18 protein-coding genes are annotated in these 22,087 nt (G+C 60.4%); 8 read left to right on the top strand and 10 right to left on the bottom strand.

Features of this window, described 5'->3' with window-relative positions; all coding sequences use genetic code 11:
- The first annotated feature begins 25 nt into the window (after positions 1-25).
- The 3 genes from J3P89_RS03760 to J3P89_RS03750 all read left to right on the top strand — a co-directional run bounded on the left by J3P89_RS03760 (position 26) and on the right by J3P89_RS03750 (position 6,098).
- Positions 26-3,874, top strand: coding sequence for a bifunctional diguanylate cyclase/phosphodiesterase (locus J3P89_RS03760; RefSeq protein ID WP_434696755.1), 3,849 nt, complete (start codon positions 26-28; stop codon positions 3,872-3,874).
- A gap of 220 nt (positions 3,875-4,094) precedes the next feature.
- On the top strand, positions 4,095-5,348 hold the full coding sequence (gene glyA / locus J3P89_RS03755; protein ID WP_305498691.1) for a serine hydroxymethyltransferase: 1,254 nt from the start codon (positions 4,095-4,097) through the stop codon (positions 5,346-5,348).
- 210 nt (positions 5,349-5,558) lie between these two features.
- A complete protein-coding gene (locus tag J3P89_RS03750; RefSeq protein ID WP_434696754.1) occupies positions 5,559-6,098 on the top strand; it encodes a hypothetical protein in 540 nt (179 codons plus the stop codon).
- Between the two features lie 68 nt (positions 6,099-6,166).
- On the opposite strand, the gene yjiA is transcribed toward J3P89_RS03750, so the two are convergent.
- From yjiA to J3P89_RS03735, 3 genes are all read right to left on the bottom strand, one after another.
- Positions 6,167-7,135 carry a GTPase gene (gene yjiA / locus J3P89_RS03745; protein WP_434696753.1) on the bottom strand — a complete coding sequence of 323 codons (969 nt, stop codon included), beginning with the start codon at positions 7,133-7,135 and terminating at the stop codon, positions 6,167-6,169.
- 203 nt (positions 7,136-7,338) lie between these two features.
- Entirely contained in the window at positions 7,339-7,536 is a 198-nt protein-coding gene (locus J3P89_RS03740) for a YbdD/YjiX family protein (protein WP_003182142.1), read from the bottom strand.
- Positions 7,537-7,551: 15 nt separating this feature from the next.
- The gene (locus tag J3P89_RS03735; RefSeq protein WP_434571699.1) at positions 7,552-9,618 is read right to left on the bottom strand and encodes a carbon starvation CstA family protein; all 2,067 of its coding nucleotides are present in this window, start codon (positions 9,616-9,618) and stop codon (positions 7,552-7,554) included.
- A gap of 158 nt (positions 9,619-9,776) precedes the next feature.
- On the opposite strand from J3P89_RS03735, the gene J3P89_RS03730 reads away from it, so the two are divergent.
- Entirely contained in the window at positions 9,777-10,133 is a 357-nt protein-coding gene (locus J3P89_RS03730; RefSeq protein ID WP_434571697.1) for a PilZ domain-containing protein, read from the top strand.
- Positions 10,134-10,197: 64 nt separating this feature from the next.
- On the opposite strand, the gene radA is transcribed toward J3P89_RS03730, so the two are convergent.
- The 3 genes from radA to katB all read right to left on the bottom strand — a co-directional run bounded on the left by radA (position 10,198) and on the right by katB (position 13,807).
- Positions 10,198-11,565: a DNA repair protein RadA gene (radA, locus tag J3P89_RS03725; RefSeq protein WP_030140305.1), complete on the bottom strand. Its 1,368-nt coding sequence runs from the start codon at positions 11,563-11,565 to the stop codon at positions 10,198-10,200.
- A 42-nt stretch (positions 11,566-11,607) separates the two neighbouring features.
- Positions 11,608-12,156, bottom strand: a complete 549-nt coding sequence (locus J3P89_RS03720) for an ankyrin repeat domain-containing protein (RefSeq protein WP_434696752.1) — start codon at positions 12,154-12,156, stop codon at positions 11,608-11,610.
- Positions 12,157-12,265: 109 nt separating this feature from the next.
- Positions 12,266-13,807, bottom strand: a complete 1,542-nt coding sequence (gene katB, locus J3P89_RS03715; protein ID WP_434696751.1) for a catalase KatB — start codon at positions 13,805-13,807, stop codon at positions 12,266-12,268.
- Between the two features lie 284 nt (positions 13,808-14,091).
- On the opposite strand from katB, the gene mscL reads away from it, so the two are divergent.
- Positions 14,092-14,505: a large-conductance mechanosensitive channel protein MscL gene (gene mscL, locus J3P89_RS03710; protein ID WP_434571690.1), complete on the top strand. Its 414-nt coding sequence runs from the start codon at positions 14,092-14,094 to the stop codon at positions 14,503-14,505.
- A gap of 46 nt (positions 14,506-14,551) precedes the next feature.
- On the opposite strand, the gene J3P89_RS03705 is transcribed toward mscL, so the two are convergent.
- Complete coding sequence (locus J3P89_RS03705; protein ID WP_434696750.1) at positions 14,552-15,328, bottom strand: ferredoxin--NADP reductase; 777 nt, start codon at positions 15,326-15,328, stop codon at positions 14,552-14,554.
- A 276-nt stretch (positions 15,329-15,604) separates the two neighbouring features.
- Between J3P89_RS03705 and J3P89_RS03700 the strand changes: the two genes are divergently transcribed.
- Both J3P89_RS03700 and J3P89_RS03695 read left to right on the top strand, forming a co-directional pair.
- Positions 15,605-16,318: an autoinducer binding domain-containing protein gene (locus tag J3P89_RS03700; RefSeq protein ID WP_434696749.1), complete on the top strand. Its 714-nt coding sequence runs from the start codon at positions 15,605-15,607 to the stop codon at positions 16,316-16,318.
- A gap of 182 nt (positions 16,319-16,500) precedes the next feature.
- Entirely contained in the window at positions 16,501-17,625 is a 1,125-nt protein-coding gene (locus J3P89_RS03695) for a methyltransferase (RefSeq protein WP_434696748.1), read from the top strand.
- Positions 17,626-17,648: 23 nt separating this feature from the next.
- Here the strand turns inward: J3P89_RS03695 and J3P89_RS03690 are convergent, their stop codons facing one another.
- Genes J3P89_RS03690 through J3P89_RS03680 form a run of 3 tightly spaced genes read right to left on the bottom strand, consistent with a single transcriptional unit; the run spans position 17,649 to position 20,283 of the window.
- Complete coding sequence (locus J3P89_RS03690; RefSeq protein WP_434605841.1) at positions 17,649-17,813, bottom strand: DUF2474 domain-containing protein; 165 nt, start codon at positions 17,811-17,813, stop codon at positions 17,649-17,651.
- 21 nt (positions 17,814-17,834) lie between these two features.
- Positions 17,835-18,842 (bottom strand): cytochrome d ubiquinol oxidase subunit II, encoded by a 1,008-nt coding sequence (gene cydB / locus J3P89_RS03685; protein ID WP_434696747.1) that lies wholly within the window; start codon positions 18,840-18,842, stop codon positions 17,835-17,837.
- A 1-nt stretch (position 18,843) separates the two neighbouring features.
- Positions 18,844-20,283 carry a cytochrome ubiquinol oxidase subunit I gene (locus tag J3P89_RS03680; protein WP_434571681.1) on the bottom strand — a complete coding sequence of 480 codons (1,440 nt, stop codon included), beginning with the start codon at positions 20,281-20,283 and terminating at the stop codon, positions 18,844-18,846.
- A 500-nt stretch (positions 20,284-20,783) separates the two neighbouring features.
- On the opposite strand from J3P89_RS03680, the gene J3P89_RS03675 reads away from it, so the two are divergent.
- Positions 20,784-22,022 (top strand): MFS transporter, encoded by a 1,239-nt coding sequence (locus J3P89_RS03675; RefSeq protein ID WP_434696746.1) that lies wholly within the window; start codon positions 20,784-20,786, stop codon positions 22,020-22,022.
- Positions 22,023-22,087 lie beyond the last annotated feature (65 nt).

Genomic DNA, 22,087 nt, shown 5'->3' with positions numbered 1-22,087 from the left:
GTCCAGCAAACTGCAGGATTACAGCTTGTCCAACGTCACTCCGTCCCCGTCCCCGCGCGCCGCCCCTGCTGTGCCTGGCGTGCCCCTGCGCGGGACATTGAAGGGCGCGCTGGCCTCGCTGGTGCTGTTGCTGCTGGGCCTGCTTTTCTGGCAATTGCTCGACCAACTGCGCGAAACCCAGCAGCAACAGCGCCAATACACCATCGACTACACCGCCGACCTGGCCGCGCAAGTCAGCCTGAACATGGCGTTGAATGCGCAGATTGCACTCAATCTGCTACCGATCGTCGAACAACCGCAAAGCGCCGACGAACAACAGGCGCTGCTGCGCAAACTCCAGCAATCGTTGCCCGAATTACGCAGCCTGGCACTGCTGAGCCCTTCCGGCCGGGTGCTCAGCGACAGCGACGCTACCAGCGAGGATGCCGGCTACCTGGCCGAACTGGTACGGCGCAGTCATGCCCAGGCGCATTATTTCAGCAATGCCGAGGACGGTTCCGTGGTGCACCTGCTATTGCATCAGGCCAGCGGCAGTACTCGCGGTTATTGGGCGTTGCGCCTGACCCCGAGTTTTTTTGCGACATTGACCAAACAGGCCGATACCGGGCTGCGCCCGCTGTGGCTGGTGGAGAACCGGCTCAACCAGCAAATCGTCAGCCGTGACGAGGCTCCGCCCGCGCTCAACCCGACCCGATTGACCGAGCAAGACTTGAGCAACACCGTGTTGACCGTGCCCCTGAGCAGCAGTGACTGGCAGCTGCGCGGGTTGTTCGATCGCAGCCAGGTGCTCGAACAATTGCTGCCCGCGTTCATCGGCAAATGCCTGCTGGGCCTGGCGTTTTCGCTGCTGCCGGTGATCGCGCTGCTGAACATGCGTCGCCGCCAGCGTCAGTTGCATGAGGGGCGCCGCCGCTACCAGGACATTTTCGAGGGCACCGGCGTAGCCCTCTGTGTACTTGACCTGTCCGGGCTCAAGGCCTTTTTTGCCAGGGCCGGCCTGCATGATGGCGAGCAGTTGCGCGCCTGGCTGCAGGTCTCCCAGCAGCTCGAGCAGTTACAGCAGCAAGTGCACGTCACCGAAGTCAACCAGATGGCCTTGAAGCTGCTCAATGTCGACTCCTGCGAACAGGCCTGGCAACTGCTGGTGGGCAACGCGGCAAAAGACAACAACCCGGTTGGCTCGAAACTGCTCGAAGCGCTGCTCGACCAGCACAAACAACTGGAACTGGAAATCAGGCTCCAGGACGCCCATGGTCGTGACCAGCATTTGTGGCTGGTGTTGCGCCTGCCGGAAACGCAGGATGACTATAACGCCGTCATCCTGAGCATCAGCGATATCACCAGCCGCAAGCTCATCGAACTGTCGCTGCTTGAGCGCGAAGGCTTCTGGTCCGACGTGGTGCGCACCGTCCCGGATCATCTTTACGTACAGGACGTCATCAGCCAGCGGATGATCTTCAGCAACCACCACCTGGGCCAGACGCTCGGCTACGACCGTACTGAATTGCACCAGATGGGCGAGTATTTCTGGGAAATCCTGCTTCACAGCGACGATGCCGATCATTACCACCACCTGCGCCAGGAACAGCGCCGCGGCGGTTACACGCAACTGCTGCAATGCCAGTTACGCTTTCGCCATCGCAACGGCAAATGGCGACGTTTCGAGGTCCGCGAACAGGCCCTGGCCCGGGACCGCCATAATCAGGTCACGCGGATCATCGGCGTGGCCAAGGACATCACCGAGCAGATCGAGGCCAGCGAATCGTTGCGCGACAGCGAGCAGCGCTACCGGATGCTCGCCGAAAGCATCAGCGACGTGATTTTCTCCACCGACAGCAAGCTCTCGCTCAACTATGTCAGCCCGTCGGTCCAGGCAGTGCTGGGCTACACCGCCGACTGGATCTTCCAGCATGGCTGGCAGTCGACCATCGCCAATCCGCAACAACTGACCGGCATCTACAGCCTGATGGATCGCGTCAGCAAGGCCCTCGACCAGCCCGACCAGTTGGCCGAGCTGCGCAACCAGCTGCAGACCCAACTGTTCCTGTTCGACTGCCTGCGTGCCGACGGGCGCAAGATCCCCATCGAGCTGCGGCTGGTGCTGGTGTGGGACGACAACGGCGCGTTCGAGGGGGTACTGGGCGTCGGCCGCGACATCAGCCAGCAGCGTCGCGCCGAAAAAGACCTGCGCATGGCCGCGACGGTATTCGAGCATTCGACCTCGGCGATCCTGATCACCGACCCGGCCGGCTACATTGTCCAGGCCAACGAAGCCTTCAGCCGGGTCAGCGGTTATGCGGTGTCGCAGGTGCTGGACCAGTTGCCCAACATGCTGACCGTGGACGAGCAGCAGGAAGCCCACTTGCGCTACGTGCTCAAGCAGCTGCAACAGCACAGCACCTGGGAAGGCGAAGTCTGGCTCAAGCGCCGCAACGGCGAGCACTATCCGGCCTGGGTCGGCATTACCGCGGTGCTCGACGACGAAGGCGACCTCGCCAGTTATGTGTGCTTCTTCAGCGACATCAGCGAGCGCAAGGCCAGCGAGCAGCGCATCCATCGCCTGGCTTACTACGACGCCCTGACCCACCTGCCCAACCGCACGCTGTTCCAGGACCGCCTGCATACCGCGCTGCAATCGGCAGAACGGCAGAAGAGCTGGGTGGTGCTGATGTTCCTCGACCTGGACCGCTTCAAGCCGATCAACGATTCCCTCGGCCACGCCGCCGGCGACCGGATGCTCAAGGAAATGGCCACGCGACTACTCGGCTGCGTGGCCGATGACGACACCGTGGCGCGCATGGGCGGCGACGAGTTCACCCTGTTGCTGCAACCGCGCGCAAGCCGCGAAATGGCGCTCAACCGGGCGATTACCGTGGCCGAGCAGATCCTTGCCAGCCTGGTCCGACCGTTTGTGCTCGAAGGCCGGGAGTTCTTCGTCACCGCCAGTATCGGTATCGCCCTGAGCCCACAGGACGGCAACGAGCTGAGCCAACTGATGAAAAACGCCGACACCGCCATGTACCACGCCAAAGAGCGCGGCAAGAACAACTTCCAGTTCTACCAGGCCGACATGAACGCCAGCGCCCTGGAGCGCCTGGAGCTGGAAAGCGACCTGCGCCATGCGCTGGAACAGAACGAGTTCGTCTTGTATTACCAGCCACAGTTCAGCGGCGACGGCAAGCGCCTGACCGGGACCGAGGCCTTGCTGCGCTGGCGCCATCCGCGACGCGGGCTGGTGCCGCCAGGGGATTTCATCCCGGTGCTCGAAGAACTCGGGCTGGTGGTGGACGTCGGCGACTGGGTCATCAGCGAGGCCTGTCGCCAGCTCAAGACCTGGCACCAGGCCAAGGTCCGGGTGCCGAAGGTCTCGGTCAACATTTCCGCCCGGCAGTTCTCCGACGGCCAGCTCGGCACGCGAATCGCCAATATCCTGCGCAGCACCGGCCTGCCGCCGGCTTGCCTGGAACTGGAGCTGACGGAAAGCATTCTGATGCGCGAAGTCAGCGAGGCGATGCAGATCCTGGCCGGCTTGAAGAATCTGGGCCTGAGCATCGCGGTCGATGACTTCGGCACTGGTTATTCATCGCTCAACTACCTCAAGCAATTCCCCATCGACGTGCTGAAGATCGACCGTACTTTCGTCGACGGCCTGCCGTCCGGCGAGCAGGATGCACAGATCGCCCGGGCAATCATCGCCATGGCCCATAGTCTCAACCTGGCGGTCATCGCCGAGGGTGTCGAGACCCATGAGCAACTGGATTTCCTCCGTGAACATGGCTGCGACGAAGTCCAGGGCTACCTGTTCGGCCGACCGATGCCGGCCAACCGGTTTGAAGCGCAGTTCAGCAATGATGCGCTGTTCATGCTCGACTGAGATTTACATCGTCTGGGCGGGCCCCTTCGCGAGCGGGCTCGCTCCCACAGAGGAATGCATTTCAAGTGTGGGAGCGAGCCCGCTCGCGAAAGGCCCGGCCAGGACACCACTTGGGGCGCATGAAACCCATTCGTCCAGGACATGACGTCCTTTCATATGCCTTCCAAAACCGGTTGGGTTAGAATGCCCCCCTTTTCTGCCCCGATCCTTGAGGACCGCCATGTTCAGCCGTGATTTGACTATTGCCAAGTACGACGCCGATCTCTTTGCCGCCATGGAGCAAGAAGCTCAGCGCCAGGAAGAGCACATTGAGCTGATCGCTTCGGAAAACTACACCAGCCCCGCGGTGATGGAAGCTCAAGGCTCGGTACTGACCAACAAGTACGCCGAAGGCTACCCGGGCAAGCGCTACTACGGCGGTTGCGAGTACGTCGATGTGGTCGAGCAACTGGCCATCGACCGCGCCAAGCAACTGTTCGGCGCCGATTACGCCAACGTCCAGCCGCACGCAGGCTCGCAAGCCAACGCCGCCGTCTACCTGGCGCTGCTGTCGGCCGGCGACACCATCCTGGGCATGAGCCTGGCCCACGGCGGTCACCTGACCCACGGCGCCAGCGTCTCGTCCTCGGGCAAACTGTATAACGCCATCCAGTACGGCATCGATGGCAACGGCCTGATCGACTACGACGAAGTCGAGCGCCTGGCGGTCGAGCACAAGCCGAAAATGATCGTGGCCGGTTTCTCCGCCTACTCGCAGATCCTCGACTTCCCGCGCTTCCGCGAAATCGCCGACAAGGTCGGTGCCTACCTGTTCGTCGACATGGCTCACGTTGCGGGCCTGGTCGCCGCTGGCGTCTACCCGAACCCGGTGCCGTTCGCCGACGTGGTCACCACTACGACCCACAAGACCCTGCGTGGACCACGTGGCGGCCTGATCCTGGCGCGCGCCAACGCCGACATCGAGAAGAAGCTGAACTCGGCCGTATTCCCTGGCGCCCAGGGTGGCCCGCTGGAGCACGTGATCGCGGCCAAGGCGATCTGCTTCAAGGAAGCTTTGCAACCTGAGTTCAAGGCCTACCAGCAGCAAGTGGTGAAGAATGCCAAGGCCATGGCCGGCGTGTTCATCGAACGCGGCTTCGACGTGGTCTCCGGCGGTACTGAAAACCACCTGTTCCTGCTGTCGTTGATCAAGCAGGACATCTCCGGCAAAGACGCTGACGCCGCATTGGGCAAGGCGTTCATCACCGTGAACAAGAACTCGGTGCCGAACGACCCACGCTCCCCATTCGTCACCTCGGGCCTGCGCTTCGGCACCCCGGCCGTGACCACTCGCGGCTTCAAGGAAGCCGAGTGCAAGGAACTGGCCGGCTGGATCTGCGACATCCTGGCGGACCTGAACAACGAAGCGGTGATCGATGCCGTTCGCGAGAAGGTCAAGGCTATCTGCAAGAAGCTGCCGGTGTACGGCGCTTAACCAGCCCCGCTACATCGCTGTTCGAAAAAAGGCCCCTATCGAAGGATAGGGGCCTTTTTAGTTAGCGCGACTCACAGATGTTATCGGCAAACTGCTCCAGCCTCTACAGAGCCATTAAAACTGGCAACACTTCAAATATCCCCCTCCAACAGAAAAAATAATATAAGTATTCCTCACTTGATCAATCGACCTTAAGGAATACTTCAACACATGGACAATCAATCATCTTTCGATGTCGTACTAAGAACTTCCGGCGAGCATATAAACCTGCTTGAAGAGCTGCATGGTAAACCCGCACTCGCAACCTTGACCGAGTTCAGCGGAGGCTTCTTTACCGGCAGGCCCCAGCCCCATGACCACTCGACGCTTCTGGGTGCTGTCTCCAGAGATCCGCGTCTGGATCGGAAGCCGCTAAGGCTACGTTTTCGATACACCGAAGCCGGATACGCACTGACTATAAAAAACACAGGCGAGCATCAGGACAAATATATCGGCGTGACTTGGCGCAACCACTTTGGCGTGACGACTGCAAACTTTGAAGACGCCGCCTTGTTCAGCCTGATGGATCAGAACAACAACTTACTTACCCGAGACAGTTTAAAAGCAGCCCACACCCTCATCACTTTGAGGACTGCGACCGATAAATATATCGGTAGATCCAAGCGGCGCGGATCCCCTTATACCTATCTCGCCGAGACAAACGAAAATGCAAAGATAACGTTCCTGCTAACTCTCCTTGAGCAGTCCTGATCCGAAGAGCCGGGGCCTGACTCTGGCTATCCGGAGCAGGCCTCGTGGCGCTTAGGGACACGCGATCGTCAGAATAGCGCAGCATCGAAACCAGCGCGGATCTTCTCTTCAGGCAATTCGTCAGCAATAAATACGATCACGCTTTCCCGAGCTTCACCCTCCGCCCATTCGGTGTCCCAATCGAAACCGTACAGCTTGAGTACGCCCTGGAACACCAGTCGGCGGGGTTCGCCGGCAATGTTCAGCACACCTTTATAGCGCAGCAATTGCTTGCCGTGCTCTTCCAGCAGCTGGTTCATGAACGCACTCAGCTTGTCGATATCCAGCGGCTTGTCGGTGCGCAGCACGAGGCTGCTGATGCGATCGGCCGTGGTGGCCTTGGCGACCGGGCGAAGGCTGAGCCCGCCGCCCAGGTCCGCGTTGAGATTGAAGCCGCGAATGTCGAGTAACTCGGCCAGATCGATCTTGCCGTGCTCGACCACTCGGATCGGCGCCCGTCGGTTAATCCGGGTAAGGCGCTCGGCAAGCGCCTCGGCATGGGCTGTATCCACCAGGTCGGTCTTGCTAAGGAGCAGCCTATCGGCAAACCCGACCTGTGCCTGAGCGATGGCCTGGGTCAGGTGGACCTCGGCGTGGGCGGCGTCCACCAGGGTCAGGATGCCGTCAAGAATGTAGCGTTCGCGCAGGTCTTCATCGATGAAGAAGGTCTGGGCCACTGGGGCTGGATCGGCGAGGCCGGTGCATTCGATCACCAGGCGGTCGAAGGCGATTTCACCGCTGTCCAGCCGCTCGAGCAACAGGTACAGGGCCTTGGTCAGATCGGTGTGAATGGTGCAGCACACGCAACCGTTGGCCAGGGTCATGACTTGCACCGGATCGTCGCCCAGTAACTGGCTGTCGATGCCGGCATCGCTGAATTCGTTCTCGATCACGGCGATTTTCAGGCCGTGCTCGGCCTTGAGCAGATGACGCAACAACGTGGTCTTGCCAGCACCGAGAAAGCCGCTGAGGATCGTGACCGGGATGGGAGAGGACACACTGGATCTCCTGTTTCGAATTAAAATAAGGCACACAAACTCCTGTGGGAGGGAGCCTTTGTAGCGCATGCGAATCCTGAGTCTGCCCCAAAAACAACTGTGGGAGCGAGCCTGCTCGCGAAGGCGTCAGGCCAGTCGACATCATCCTTGACTGACACTCCGCTTTCGCGAGCAGGCTCGCTCCCACAGGGGATTACTTCAGTTCAACAGCATTTGGGGCCACCCTTGCCACCGTAACGGGCTTCCTGGCGTTCTCGGAAGAACGCCTCGTAGTCCATCATCGGCTTGTCGGGGTGCTTGGTTTGCATGTGCTCGACGTAGTTGTCGTAGTCGGGCATGCCGACCATCAGGCGGGCGGCCTGACCGAGGTATTTACCGAGGCGACTCAAGTCATTGAACATCGTTGCAATCCCCTGTCAAGCGTCCGGCAGCGCCTGGAATGGCGCTTCCTTGTCCGTGCGTTCTTTCGTGCCCCAGGCGGCGATGCCGACCTTGAGGGCGTAGAACAGGATGCTGAAGACCACGAACAGGAACAACACCGTCAGCGTTGCGTTGGTGTAGGCGTTGAACACCACGTGCTGCATCTGCTCGATGCTCTTGGCCGGGGCCAGGATCTGGCCGGCGGCCAGGGCATCGTTGTATTTGCGCGCCAGGGCCAGGAAGCCGATCGCCGGGTTGGCGTCGAACAGCTTGATCAGGCCTGCGGTGGTGGTGCAGATCAGCAGCCAGCTGGCCGGCAGCAGCGTGACCCAGACGTAGCGCTGGCGCTTCATCTTGATCAGCACCACGGTGGCGAGCATCAGCGCGATACCGGCCAGCATCTGGTTGGAGATGCCGAACAGCGGCCACAAGGTGTTGATGCCGCCCAGCGGATCGATCACGCCCTGGTACAGCAAGTAACCCCACAGCGCGACGCAGCCGGCGGTGGCGATCAGGTTGGCGGTCCACGATTCGGTGCGCTTGAGGGCCGGGACGAACGAGCCGAGCAGGTCCTGCAGCATGAACCGCCCGGCACGGGTGCCGGCGTCTACCGCGGTGAGGATGAACAGCGCTTCGAACAGGATCGCGAAGTGGTACCAGAACGCCATGGTGTTCTCACCCGGCAGCACCGAGTGGAGGATCTGCGCGATACCCACCGCCAGGGTCGGCGCACCGCCGGCACGGGCCAGGATGGTGGTCTCGCCGATGTCCTTGGCCACCGCTTGCAGCGCGTCGGGGGTGATTGCAAAACCCCAACTGCTGACGGTCTGGGCCACGGCCACCACGTCGGTACCGACGATCGCCGCCGGGCTGTTCATGGCGAAGTACACGCCCGGCTCGATCACCGAGGCCGCGACCATCGCCATGATCGCCACGAACGACTCCATCAGCATGCCGCCGTAACCGATGTAGCGGGCGTTGGTTTCGTTATCCAGCAGCTTGGGCGTGGTGCCCGAGGAGATCAGCGCGTGGAAACCCGAGACCGCGCCGCAGGCGATGGTGATGAACAGGAACGGGAACAGACCGCCCTTCCACACCGGTCCGGTGCCGTCGGTGAACTGGGTCAGCGCCGGCATTTTCAGCTCGGGCATGGTCACCAGGATGCCGATCGCCAGGGCGATGATGGTGCCGATCTTGAGGAAGGTCGACAAATAGTCCCGTGGCGCCAGGATCAGCCACACCGGCAGCACCGCGGCGACAAAGCCGTAGCCGATCAGCATCCAGGTGATCTGGATCCCGGTGAAGGTGAAGGCCTTGGCCCAGACCGGGTCGGCGGCAATCTGCCCGCCCAGCCAGATCGAACCGAGCAGCAACAGCACGCCGATCAGCGAGATTTCACCGATGCGGCCCGGGCGGATGTAGCGCATGTAGATGCCCATGAACATCGCGATCGGGATGGTCGCCATCACCGTGAAGATGCCCCACGGGCTCTCGGCCAGGGCCTTGACCACGATCAGCGCCAGCACCGCGAGGATGATGATCATGATCAGGAAGCAGCCGAACAGCGCGATGGTACCGGGGATGCGGCCCATTTCCTCGCGCACCATGTCGCCCAGGGAGCGACCGTTGCGGCGGGTCGACAGGAACAGGACCATGAAGTCCTGCACCGCACCGGCCAGCACCACGCCGGCGATCAGCCAGAGCGTGCCGGGCAGATAGCCCATCTGCGCCGCCAGCACCGGCCCGACCAGCGGCCCCGCGCCGGCAATGGCCGCGAAGTGGTGGCCGAAAAGGATGTGTTTGTTGGTCGGGACATAGTCCAGGCCATCGTTGTTGAGCACGGCGGGCGTGGCCCGGCGCGCATCGAGTTGCATCACGTTGTTGGCGATGAAGAGGCTGTAGTAGCGGTAGGCGACCAGGTAGATGGCCACGGCCGCGACGACGATCCAGAGGGCGTTGATCGGCTCTCCGCGGCGCAGGGCCACGACGCCAAGGGCGCACGCGCCTACGACGGCCAGCAGTAGCCAGGGCAGATGGCGTAGCAGGCTATTATTGTTTTTCATTTTTTTATTCCAGCCAGGGTGGACAAGAAAGACAGCCACCCGAGTTTAGCGCTTACCGGCGTAAAGGCCATACCCGACATTCGTCTGCCAATGGCCAAACGGGCACGATGCTGCGCCAGCAGGGTCTATAGTCAGTGAATCTCCAGAGGGATTGCGTAATGAGCGAACGCCGCCGCTTCGTACGAATTGAGTTCCATGCCAAGACCGAACTGAGCCAAGGGCCGTTCATCTGGCCGGTAAAGCTGCTGGATCTATCCCTCAAGGGGCTGCTGATCGAAAAGCCCGAACCCTGGATTGGTGACCCCGAAAAGTCCTTCATGGCTGATATTCATTTGAGCCCTGAGGCTGAGGTCAAGATGGAAGTCCGGCTGACTCACGACGACCATGGTCACTTGGGCTTTGTCTGTGAACACATCGACCTGGATTCCATTGCGCATCTACGTCGGCTGGTAGAGCTGAATCTGGCCGACCATGACGAGCTGGAGCGGGAGCTGGCGGCGCTGATTCATATCTGACGGCACCGAGCTCCCCTGTGGCGAGAGAGCTTGCTCCCTGGCCACAAAAGGCCTGCACAAGCCGCTATTCGAACAAAGCATCCAACGCCTGCTCCAACCGCGTCACGGCAATGATCTGCAACCCCGCCGGCGCTTCCTTCGGCGCGTTCCCCTTGGGCACGATGGCGCGCTTGAAGCCATGCTTGGCAGCCTCCTTGAGCCGCTCCTGCCCGCTGGGCACTGGCCGCACTTCACCCGAAAGCCCGACCTCACCGAACACCAGCAAATCATGCGGCAGCGGCCGATTGCGCAGACTGGACATCACGGCCGCCATCAACGCCAGGTCGGAGGCGGTCTCCAATACCTTCACCCCGCCCACCACGTTGAGGAACACATCCTGATCGTGGGTAGGAATGCCGCCGTGTCGGTGCAAGACAGCCAAGAGCATGGCGAGCCGGTTCTGATCCAGGCCCAGGGTGACCCGGCGCGGGTTCGCCAGGTGGCTGTCATCCACCAGCGCCTGGACTTCCACCAGCATCGGTCGAGTGCCTTCCCACGTCGCCATGACCACGCTACCCGGGACTTCTTCCTGGGCACGCGTGAGAAAAATCGCCGAAGGGTTGGAGACTTCCTTCAGGCCCCGGTCAGTCATGCCGAACACGCCCAATTCGTTGACGGCGCCAAAACGGTTCTTCACCGCTCGCAACAAACGCAGGCGACCGTCCGATTCGCCTTCGAAATACAACACGGTGTCGACCATGTGTTCCAGCACCCGAGGGCCCGCCAGCGCGCCCTCCTTGGTGACGTGGCCGACCAGGAAGATCGCCGTGCCGCTCTGCTTGGCATAACGCACCAGCAACGCCGCGCTTTCGCGCACCTGGGACACCCCGCCCGGTGCCGATTGCAGCTGTTCGGTAAAAATCGTCTGGATCGAGTCGATCACCATCACCTTGGGTTTTTCCAGGCGCGCCGTGGCGATGATGGTTTCGATGCAAGTCTCGGTCATGACGCGCAACTGATCCTGGGGCAACCCCAGCCGTCGTGCGCGCATCGCGACCTGTTGCTGGGATTCTTCGCCAGTGACATACAGCGCCGGCATGCGAGTGGCGAGATTGCACAGGGTCTGCAGCAGGATGGTGGATTTGCCGATGCCCGGATCTCCGCCGATCAGTACCACCGAACCATCCACCAGACCGCCGCCCAGCACGCGATCCAGTTCGCCGGACGCCGTGGAAAAGCGCGGGATTTCTTCGACGCTGACCTCGGCCAGGGTCTTGATCTGGGCTTGTTGCCCAGCCCAACCCGTGCGCCCGGTGGGTGCCGCCGCCCCGCCGCTTTCCACCATGGTTTCGGTCAGGGTATTCCAGGCCCCGCACTCACTGCATTGGCCAGCCCATTTGGGAAAGGTCGAGCCGCACTCGGTGCAGCCGTACATGCGCTTTGCCTTGGCCATCTGAACTCCGGGTAAAAACCGCGATGATAGCCTAGCCAGGCTTTACTGCGGGGCCGGCATTCTGATTTCGCCCTTCGCCAGATCCGCCGCGCTATTGCCCAGCGGATCCCTGGCCTCCAGGTCGGCGCCCCTGGCCTTCAAGGCATCGAGCAATTCGTCACGCTTGAACAGGCCCGCATACATCGCAGCGGTCTGTCCGGCACCGTTGCGTTGGTCCGGACTGCACTCGGTGGACAATAAACGGCGGGCGATCTGGACTTCACCCTTGAAGATGGCGCCCATCAACGCAGTATTGCCGCGTTTGTCCTGGGCGCAGGCATCGGCGCCAGCGGCCAACAGCCGCTCCACCGCGGGCGCGTGGCCGTGATAAGCCGCCAAGATCAGCGCCGTATAGCCCTTTTCATCCCGGGTGTCGAGCGAGTAACCGGCCTCGATGAACGTATCGAGCATCGGAACATCACCCCGGCGTGCGGCGTCGAAATAATAGCCTTGCAGCTGTTCCCGCACCGCAGCCGGATCGGCGGGTACAGGCTGCTCGGCCAACACGCCCACCGACCAGGTCACGAGTACCGATAGAAGAAAATTTCGCATCAGGCTTCTCCTTATGACGCAGGCCTGTGGGAGCGAGCCTGCTCGCGATCCAGACAACGCGGCCTGCCTGGGCACCGCATCGCGAGCAAACTTGCTCCTTACAGGTCGATCAGTCGCTCAGCTTCTCGGCCAGCGCCTTGACCCGCGCCAGGTCGCCTTTGGCGACACGAGCCACGCCGGTGCCGTATTCGGGGTCAGCCTTGTAGAGATACGACAGGATGATGTGCTTGCTCTCATCATCAGTCGTTGCCAATGACCCACCGAAGCTTTCGATCAAGTCATTGCGCTCCTTCTGATTGAACGAGCGGTACAGATCACCCGCCTGCTTGAAGTTCTGCTCGCGCTGGATTTTCGCTTGCTGGGTGCTGCCGGTCAGCGCTGCCTGGCTATAGCGCGCCGCAGGTTGCTCTTCGCGCGGCATCAAGCGACTCGGCTGGTAGTTCACGCCAGTGCTGGTGCTGCCGAAATTCATCGCACCGTCCTGGTTGCCATTGTTTACTGCGACCTTGGGCGCGTTGATGGGCAACTGCAACGCGTTCGGCCCGACCCGGTACATTTGCGTATCGGCATACGAGAAGACCCGACCCTGCAACAGGCGATCCTCGGAAGGCTCGATACCCGGGACCAGATTGGCCGGGGCCATCGCGACTTGTTCGGTTTCCTGGAAAACATTCGCCGGATTACGATTCAACACCATCTGCCCAACTTTTCGCTCAGGCACATCCGGCCAGATCTTGGTGGCGTCCAGCGGATCGAAATCGAACTTCGACAAGTCTTGCGGCTTGAGCACCTGAACGTACAGATCCCACTTTGGAAAGTCACCCTTGTTGATATGACTGACCAAATCATTCGTCATATGGCTGTAATCCTTCCCTTGAACTTTCACTACTTCTTTTGGATCAAGGTTTTTCAACCCCTGCAAACTTTTCCAATGGAACTTCACGTAACTGATATCGCCTTTGACGTTGATCAGTTTGTAAGCGTGCACGCCATTGCCGTCCATTTCGCGATAACTGGCCGGGGTGCCGGAGTTGGAATACAGCTCGGTCAGCGTGCGGGTGGCTTCCGGTACGTGGGAAAAGAAATCGAAACGACGCGAATCATCGTCCAGGTTGGTCCGCGGGTCGGGCTTGAACGCATGGACCATGTCGGGAAACTTGATCGCATCACGGATAAAGAACGTCGGGAAATTATTCCCGACCAAGTCCCAGTTACCATCGGCCGTGTAGAACTTGGTGGCGAAGCCTCGAGGATCACGCAGCGTCTCAGGCGAATGATTACCGTGCACCACGGCGGAAAAACGGACGAACACCGGCGTGACCTGCCCGGCGGCGAATACCTTGGCCTTGGTCAGGTCGCTCAGGTCATTGGATACCGTAAACTCGCCATGCGCACCGGTACCGCGGGCATGCACCACACGCTCGGGGATCCGTTCACGGTCAAAACGCTGGAGCTTCTGGATCAGTTGCACATCCTGCAGCAGGGTCGGGCCGTTGGGGCCGGCGGTCTGGGAGTTCTGGTTGTCGCCCACTGCCGCGCCATTATCCCGGGTCAGGGTGGCGGCATTGACGGACAGGGAAAACAGGCTGGCGGTCAGCACAACAAGGGTATGGCGGTTGGAAAAAGCACCAAGGCCAAGGGAAGTGTTCATGTGAGTTTCCTCTGATTTTATAGAGCGCATCCATGTGCGCCTTTCAGAGGCTAGTGCTCGACAAACCGAAACCTAAATAGAAATGCCGTACCGACCTGATAGAAAAAACAATATGGGGAATCGGCCCTGAACCGCGTATCACGCGCGATTGGTGGCACTTTGTAAACTTTTTGCGAGGTGCTGGGTCGATAACTGGCAAGCTTTGTAAGCATGCATGTCAGGCAAGACCCGTTTAGCTGACTTACACTGCGGCTATAAACCTCATCTGTCACAAGGAACAACTCATGGGCGTGCTAAGCGAGTTCAAGGCCTTCGCGGTCAAAGGCAATGTCGTCGACATGGCCGTCGGGATCATCATTGGTGCTGCTTTTGGCAAAATCGTTTCGTCATTCGTTGGCGACGTGGTCATGCCACCGCTCGGCCTGCTGATCGGCGGAGTGGATTTCAGTGACCTGGCGATCACGCTCAAGGCGGCCGAGGGAAATACGCCAGCGGTGGTGCTTGCCTATGGCAAATTCATCCAGACGACAGTGGATTTCATCATCGTGGCTTTCGCCATTTTCATGGGCGTCAAAGCCATCAACCGCTTGAAGCGCGAAGAAGCCGTCGCTCCGAGCGCGCCGCCTGTTCCTACCAAGGAAGAACAATTGCTCAGCGAGATCCGCGACCTGCTCAAGGCTCAGAACGAGAGGCCTTGAGCATTCTCGCCGGCCCAAAAATGGCGTCCCACGGGCGCCATTTTTTTCACCAGTAATTTTCCACCGCCACCTGGCCGGGCCGCCGCGTGAGGCTCAGTTGCAAGCCCCTGGCCTTGAGCATCTTGCGCGTGTCGTCAATCATCTGCGGGTTGCCGCACAACATGACCCGCGAATGCTCTGGCGTCAGCGCGACACCGGCGGCCTGTTCCAGCTCGCCATTTTCGATCAGTGTGGTGATGCGTCCGTTGAGGGCGCCAGGGTGCTGTTCACGGGTAACCGTCGCAATGAAGCGAAACTTATGGGCGTATTCCGCCAGATAGTCTCGCCGGGGCAACGCATCAATCAAGGCCTGATAGGCCAATTCCGGTGACTCGCGGACGCTGTAAACGAGGATGATTCGCTCGAATTTTTCCCAGACCTCGAAGTCCTGCAGGATAGAAAGAAACGGGGCGACCCCTGTCCCGGTGGACAACAGCCACAAATCGCGACCGTCAACAAAACGGTCCAGCGTCAGGTAACCAAAGGCCTGGCGCTCGACCAACAAGCTATCCCCCGGCTTCAACCGGCTGAGCTCGCTGGTGAATTCGCCGTCCGGGACGACGATGGAAAAAAACTCGAGAAACTCGTCGAACGGCGAAGACACCATGGAATAAGCCCGCCAGACGGCAGTGCCGTCCGCCTTCACCACCCCCAGTCGGGCAAACTGGCCAGCCCGGAAACGAAAGCCGCGATCCCGGGTGGTACGCAGGGTAAACAGGTGAGGCGTCAGGGGCTGCACATCGATCAGGGTTTGGCGGGTAAACTTTTCTGCGCTGTCGGTCATGAGCCTCTCCAATGGGACGAGGACCGTATTGTCCCGTAAACCAAGCACGTTAACCACTTACGATCAGTAATGGTATTGAACTGAATATTAAACATTAATGGAAGAATCTTTCATCAGCCTTATACAAAAACTAAACAGCGTATCGAAAAACATCGTAAAAACTCGACCCAGTCCATAAACAACTAACATCGACAAAAAAAATACCTAACATTGAGGAAATCTCCTACACTAATTTTTCGCAGCTTCAATTGGATCCACGACACTCAGGAGAACGCCATGGATGCATGGAAAGATTTGCAATTGCGAAAATTGTCGTGCGAACAGGACTTGCAAAAAGCCTATCGCCTCGTACAAAACTTCTTTAATTATCAGGGATTTGAATACTGCGCCTTCGCTGCATACCCGACTCTTACGGACAGACACAGGCATCAGATCAATATCAACAACTACCCTTACGGATGGAACAAGCTGTACAAACAAAACGGTTATGCCGCGAACGATCCAATACTGGCACACTGCAATCATTCATCACTGCCAATTCTTTGGAGTGAAGATATTTTTTGCGAGGCGCCCGAGTTATGGCAGGAACTGGAACATCAAGGACTCAGCCATGGCTGGACACAAGCCGTCCATGAGGAACGGGGCACCTATTACAGTCTGTTCAGTCTCGCCAGGATGCAACGCCCCATCGACCCGGAGGAGCATTATGGCAACCTGGGCTATGCCATTTTCGCCAGCCAACGGTTGCATGCGCTGGCAGGCCGGCGAATGTCCGACGCCGAGCCTTCGTCACAGACAGTCCATTTGTCGCCAAGGGAAATTGAAGTATTGAGATGGTCCGCCGAAGGCAAGACGGCATCGGAAGTCGGCAGGATCCTCTGTCTTTCCGAGCGCACCGTGAATTTCCATGTCAACAGCTGCATGCGGAAACTGAACGTGACCAACAAAATCTCGGCGGTTGCCAAGGCGGCCCATATCCACATGATCTGATCAGCAAAGCAGAACAGCCCCCTGAAAAAACCCACGAGTAATGCCCAGTAAAAAAACGTAACATCCACGGTTCCACTTGAATGATGACGTGCCAGGCACGCGACGCAGTTCATTCAGGCGGTCCCGCTGAGACACCTGCCTCCAGGCAGCGGGACATTCGTTGATTTGCCAGAGTCCCCGCCATGCCCTTGCTAGACAGTCCCTTCGCCCAACTCGACCTGATCCGCCAACCCGAACAGCAGAACGAACCACTGCAGGCATTCGACGCAGCCGATGAATATTTGCTTGCGTACCTGGCCGAACAGCAGCCGGGAGCGGATACCCGCGTTCTGGTACTCAATGACGGCTTCGGGGCCCTGGCGGCGAGCTTGGCCGGCAAGGTCAAGGTCACCAGCAGCGGCGACTCGTTCCTTGCCCTACAGGCGTTGGAGAAAAACCTGGCGCGCAACGGTTTGCCCTTCGATGCGGTACCGATCGTGCCCGCCAGCGAACCGCTGACAGGGCCGTTCGACCGTGTCCTGATCAAAGTACCCAAGACCCTGGCCCTGCTGGAAGAGCAATTGATCCGGCTGCAAGAGCAACTGGCTCCAGGCGCTCAGGTCATAGCCGCCGCGATGGTCAAGCATCTGCCACGGGCCGCTGGCGATCTGCTGGAGCGCTATATCGGCCCGGTACAGGCCTCGTTGGCGGTGAAGAAGGCCCGCCTGTTGATTGCCACGCCACAAACCAGGACCACCACCGCCTCTCCCTACCCCACTCGCTATTGGCTGGATGAGCCGAAAATCGAGTTACTCAATCACGCCAACGTATTCTGTCGCGAAGGGCTGGATATCGGCACGCGCGCCTTTTTGCCACACCTGCCAAAAAACCTCGGCACGGCGCGGGTGGCGGACCTGGGGTGCGGCAATGGCGTGCTGGCTATCGCCAGCGCCCTGCACAACCCGCAGGCCCAGTACACGTTGGTGGATGAGTCTTACATGGCGGTCCAATCGGCCGCTGAAAACTGGCGAGCGACCCTCGGCGAGCGTGAGGTGACCCTGCGGGCCGGCGATGGACTCGCCGGACAAGCGCCGCAATCCTTGGACGTGGTGCTGTGCAATCCACCCTTCCATCAGCAGCAAGTGGTCGGCGATTTCCTCGCCTGGCGGATGTTCCAGCAAGCCCGCGAGGCGTTGGTGGTTGGCGGCGCGCTGTACATCGTCGGCAACCGGCACCTGGGCTACCACAGCAAGCTGGCTCGGCTGTTCCGGGGGGTCGAGCAGGTCGCCGCCACGCCAAAATTCGTGATTCTCAAGGCCCGCAAGTAGCCCTGGCATTCAGTGCGGTCCGCTCAATGAGTCGTCAGCCCGGCGGCGTTCATGAACATCCGCATCAGGCTGGCAACGATGAACAGCGCCAGCACACTCCCGGCCCAGATCGCCACCAGCCAGCCGAGCCGCTGCCATAACGGTTTTTTCTCAGCGGCTTCGATGTCTTTCAAGTCAGGCTTGGCCATTCTCGGCACCTCACAGGTCGGTCAATGGTAGCCATCGTCATGGGTGACCTTGCCGCGGAACACGTAGTAGCTCCAGAAGGTGTACACCAGGATCAACGGAATGATGAACAGCGTGCCGACCAGCATGAAGCCCTGGCTCTGGGGCGGTGACGCGGCGTCCCAGATCGAAATGGATGGCGGCACGATGTTTGGCCACAAGCTGATGCCGAGGCCACTGTAGCCAAGAAAGATCAACACCAGCGTCAGAATGAACGGCGTGTAGTTGGCGTTGCGGGCCACGGCGCGGAACAAGCCGTACATGGTGACGAGCACCAGGATCGGCACCGGCAGGAACCAGAACAGGTTCGGCAGGGTGAACCAGCGTGCCGCGATGTCGGCGTGAGCCAGCGGCGTCCAGATGCTGACGATGCCGATCACGGCGAGCACCACGAATGCCAGTGGTCTGGCCAGATCGTGCATCTGCTCTTGCAGCTTGCCTTCGGTCTTCATGATCAGCCAGGTACAGCCGAGCAAAGCGTAGGCGGCGATCAACGCCAGGCCGCAGAACACCGTAAACGGCGTGAACCAATCCAGGGAGCCACCGGCAAACTGGCGATTGACCACCTCGAAACCGTCGATGAATGCCCCCAGCGCCACGCCCTGGAAAAAGGTCGCCGTCAGCGAACCACCGATGAACGCCTTGTCCCACAAATGCCGCTTCTCGGCCTTGGCCTTGAAACGGAACTCGAATGCCACGCCCCGGAAGATCAGGCCGATGAGCATCAGGATCAACGGCAGGTACAGCGCCGAGAGCACCACCGAATAGGCCAGCGGAAACGCCCCGAACAGCCCGGCGCCGCCCAGCACCAGCCAGGTTTCGTTACCGTCCCAGACTGGCGCGACGGTATTCATCATCACGTCGCGGTCGCGTTCGCCCTTGACGAAGGGGAAAAGAATGCCGATCCCCAGGTCGAAGCCGTCCATGATCACGTACATCATGATGCCGAAGATGATGACCACGGCCCAGATCAGCGGAAGATCAATACCCATCTCAATTCCCCTTGTGCGAGCTGTCGTTGTGGTCCACTTCGTCGTCGCCTTCGTTGGCGGCCGACAATGGACGGGCCGGGGTGCGTTTCTGGCCCGGACCGCCATCGCTCGGCTCGGCTTCGTGAGCCACTGGGCCCTTGCGCACCAGGCGCAGCATGTAGCTCAGGCCCGCACCGAACAGCGCGAAATACACCACCACGAACATGATCAGGGTGAAGCTCATTTGCGCAAAGCTGTGGCCGGACGAGGCATCCGCCGTGCGCATCAGGCCGTAGACCACCCAGGGTTGGCGGCCGATTTCCGTGGTGAACCAGCCCGCGAGAATCGCAATCAAGCCCGACGGTCCCATCCACAGCACCAGGTGCAAAAATGGCCGGGATTGGTAGAGCCGTTCACCACGCCGCAGCCAGAGGCTGCACAGGCCGGTGAAAATCATCAGCAGCCCCAGGCCCACCATGACCCGGAACGACCAGAACACGATGGTCGAATTCGGCCGGTCCTCCGGCGGAAACTCCTTCAGGGCCGGCACTTGATCGGTCAGCGAGTGCGTCAGGATCAGGCTGCCCAGGTAAGGGATCTCAACGGCAAACTTGGTTTCCTCGGCTTCCATGTCCGGCCAGCCGAACAGAATCAATGGAGTGGGCTCGTCGCCGACGTTTTCCCAATGCCCCTCGATCGCGGCGATTTTTGCCGGCTGGTGCTTGAGCGTGTTGAGCCCGTGGAAGTCGCCGATGACCGCTTGCACCGGCGCCACCAGCAGGGCCATCCACATCGCCATGGAAAGCATGCGGCGAATGGCCGGATTATCGCGACCACGGAGCAAATGCCAGGCCGCCGACGATCCGACGAAGAACGCCGTGGCAACAAATGCCGCGACCGACATGTGCAACAGGCGGTAAGGGAACGAGGGGTTGAACACCACCGCCAGCCAGTCCACCGGGATGACCCGGCCATCGATGATTTCGTAGCCCTGCGGAGTCTGCATCCAGCTGTTGGAGGAAAGAATCCAGAAAGTCGAGATCAGGGTGCCGATCGCCACCATGACCGTGGAGAAGAAGTGCAGTCCCCTGCCGACGCGGTTCCAGCCGAACAACATGACCCCGAGGAAACCCGCCTCCAGGAAGAATGCCGTGAGCACCTCATAGGTCAGCAACGGCCCGGTGACCGCACCGGCGAAGTCCGAAAAACGGCTCCAGTTGGTGCCGAACTGATAGGCCATGACCAGCCCGGACACCACGCCCATGCCGAAGTTGACGGCAAATATCTTCGACCAGAAGTGGTACAGGTCGCGGTAGGTGTCGTCACGCGTCTTCAGCCACAGCCCTTCGAGCACCGCCAGGTAGCTCGCCAGGCCAATGGTGATGGCCGGGAACAGGATGTGGAACGAGATGGTGAATGCGAACTGGATTCGGGCGAGATCGAGCGCCTCCAAACCGAACATAAGTCTTCCTCTGTCAGGTAAAACCGGCTGCGGGCGGGGCTTGCATCACAGCTCCCTGGGGATATGGAGTGTGATGCTTTTCAAATCGTTCTTTTTTTAGAACCGTCACAACGCAGGATTCTGGCCGGGTGGCCCCAGCGCAACGCCTTTGCAGGCATTGATCTGGATCAAGCAATGTTCAAAGAGTAGACCCATATTTGCCGATGGACGGCGTGGTCTTTTGTCGCGTGGCAGGTTGTCTCAGTGCTGTCATCCTGTTCCAAGTCTGGATTTCCCAAACCTGCACGGCCCCCGTGGCGAGGGAGCTTGCTCCCGCTCGGTTGCGTAGCGACCGTCAAAAATCGAGGGCCGCTGCGCAGCCCAGCGGGAGCAAGCTCCCTCGCCACTAAAGCTCCAAACTGTCCAAGATCGATGTTTGGCTAACTATTTTTCCAGCCGCCGCAACTTCCAGTTACAGCTCGGTGATAATCTCGCTCTTCACGTTACCGGACCCGTCATAGATGCCCAGCCAAGCGCCCTTGCTGCTCCGTCACCACCGACCTTTCATCGCCTTCTGGCTGGCCCGGATCTTCACGGCGAGCGGCTTCCAGATGCTCACCGTGGCCATTGGCTGGAACCTCTATCAACTGACCGGCAACGTCTTGGACCTGGGTCTCGTAGGGCTGGTCGAGTTCGCACCGCGGGTGCTGTTCATGCTGCACACCGGGCATGTGGCCGATCGGTATGACCGGCGCAAGGTCGCGGCCATCTGCCAATCCCTGCAGGCGACGATTGCCGTGGCGCTGGTGATCGGCAGCGCCACCGATAATGTTACGCGCGAGATGATCTTCATCCTGGCGTTCCTGCTGGGCGCGGCCCGCTCCTTCGAAATGCCGACGACCCAGGCGCTGCTGCCGAGCATCGTGCCTTCCGCGCTGTTTCCCCGCGCCGTGGCCGCTGCGCAGTCGGCACAGCAATCGGCGACCATCGTCGCACCCGCCCTGGGCGGTTTGCTGTACGCCTTCGGCAGCGTCTGGGTCTACGGGCCAACCGTGCTGCTCTACCTCATCGCCTGCGGCCTGATGCTCAACCTGCCCGCGCGGCAGACGCCGTTGAACAAAGGCAAGGCGACCCTGGATTCGCTGCTGGCGGGTATCCGCTTCATCCGCAGCCGGCAGGATATTCTCGGGGCGATTTCCCTGGACCTGTTCGCGGTATTGCTGGGGGGCGCAACGGCGCTGCTGCCGGTATTCGCCAAGGACATCCTGCTCACCGGCCCCTGGGGCCTGGGCCTGTTGCGCTCGGCACCGGCGGTGGGTGCCTTGCTGATGTCGTTGTGGCTGGCGCGGTTTGCCGTCGAGCGCAAGGTTGGCCGGGTGATGTTCACGGCGGTGGGCGTGTTCGGCGTCGCCACGATCGCCTTCGGCCTCTCCACTTCGTTCTGGTTTTCCTTGGCGGTACTGGTGGTGCTGGGCGCGGCGGACATGATCAGCATGGTCATCCGCGCCTCTTTTGTGCAATTGGAAACGCCGGACGAAATGCGTGGCCGGGTCAGCGCCGTGAACGGCCTGTTCATCGGCGCCTCGAACCAGCTGGGCGAATTCGAATCCGGCCTGACCGCCCACTGGTTCGGCACGGTGCCAGCGGTGGTCATGGGCGGCGTCGGCACGCTGCTGGTGACCGGGGCCTGGATCAAACTGTTCCCGACCCTGGCCAACCGCGACCGCATGCACGAGCCGGTTGTCGAAACGAAAGCCTAGGGCGTATTGCTTCGGGGACCGCTAAGCTTTTTTGCCTGTGGGTATGGCCTTGCGGGCTTGCTGGG

This window comes from Pseudomonas sp. Z1-14, assembly GCF_051132005.1.
In the GTDB taxonomy this organism is placed as follows: domain Bacteria; phylum Pseudomonadota; class Gammaproteobacteria; order Pseudomonadales; family Pseudomonadaceae; genus Aquipseudomonas.
Note: the sequence above shows the minus strand (reverse complement) of the source record. Positions and strands in the feature narration are given on the sequence as shown.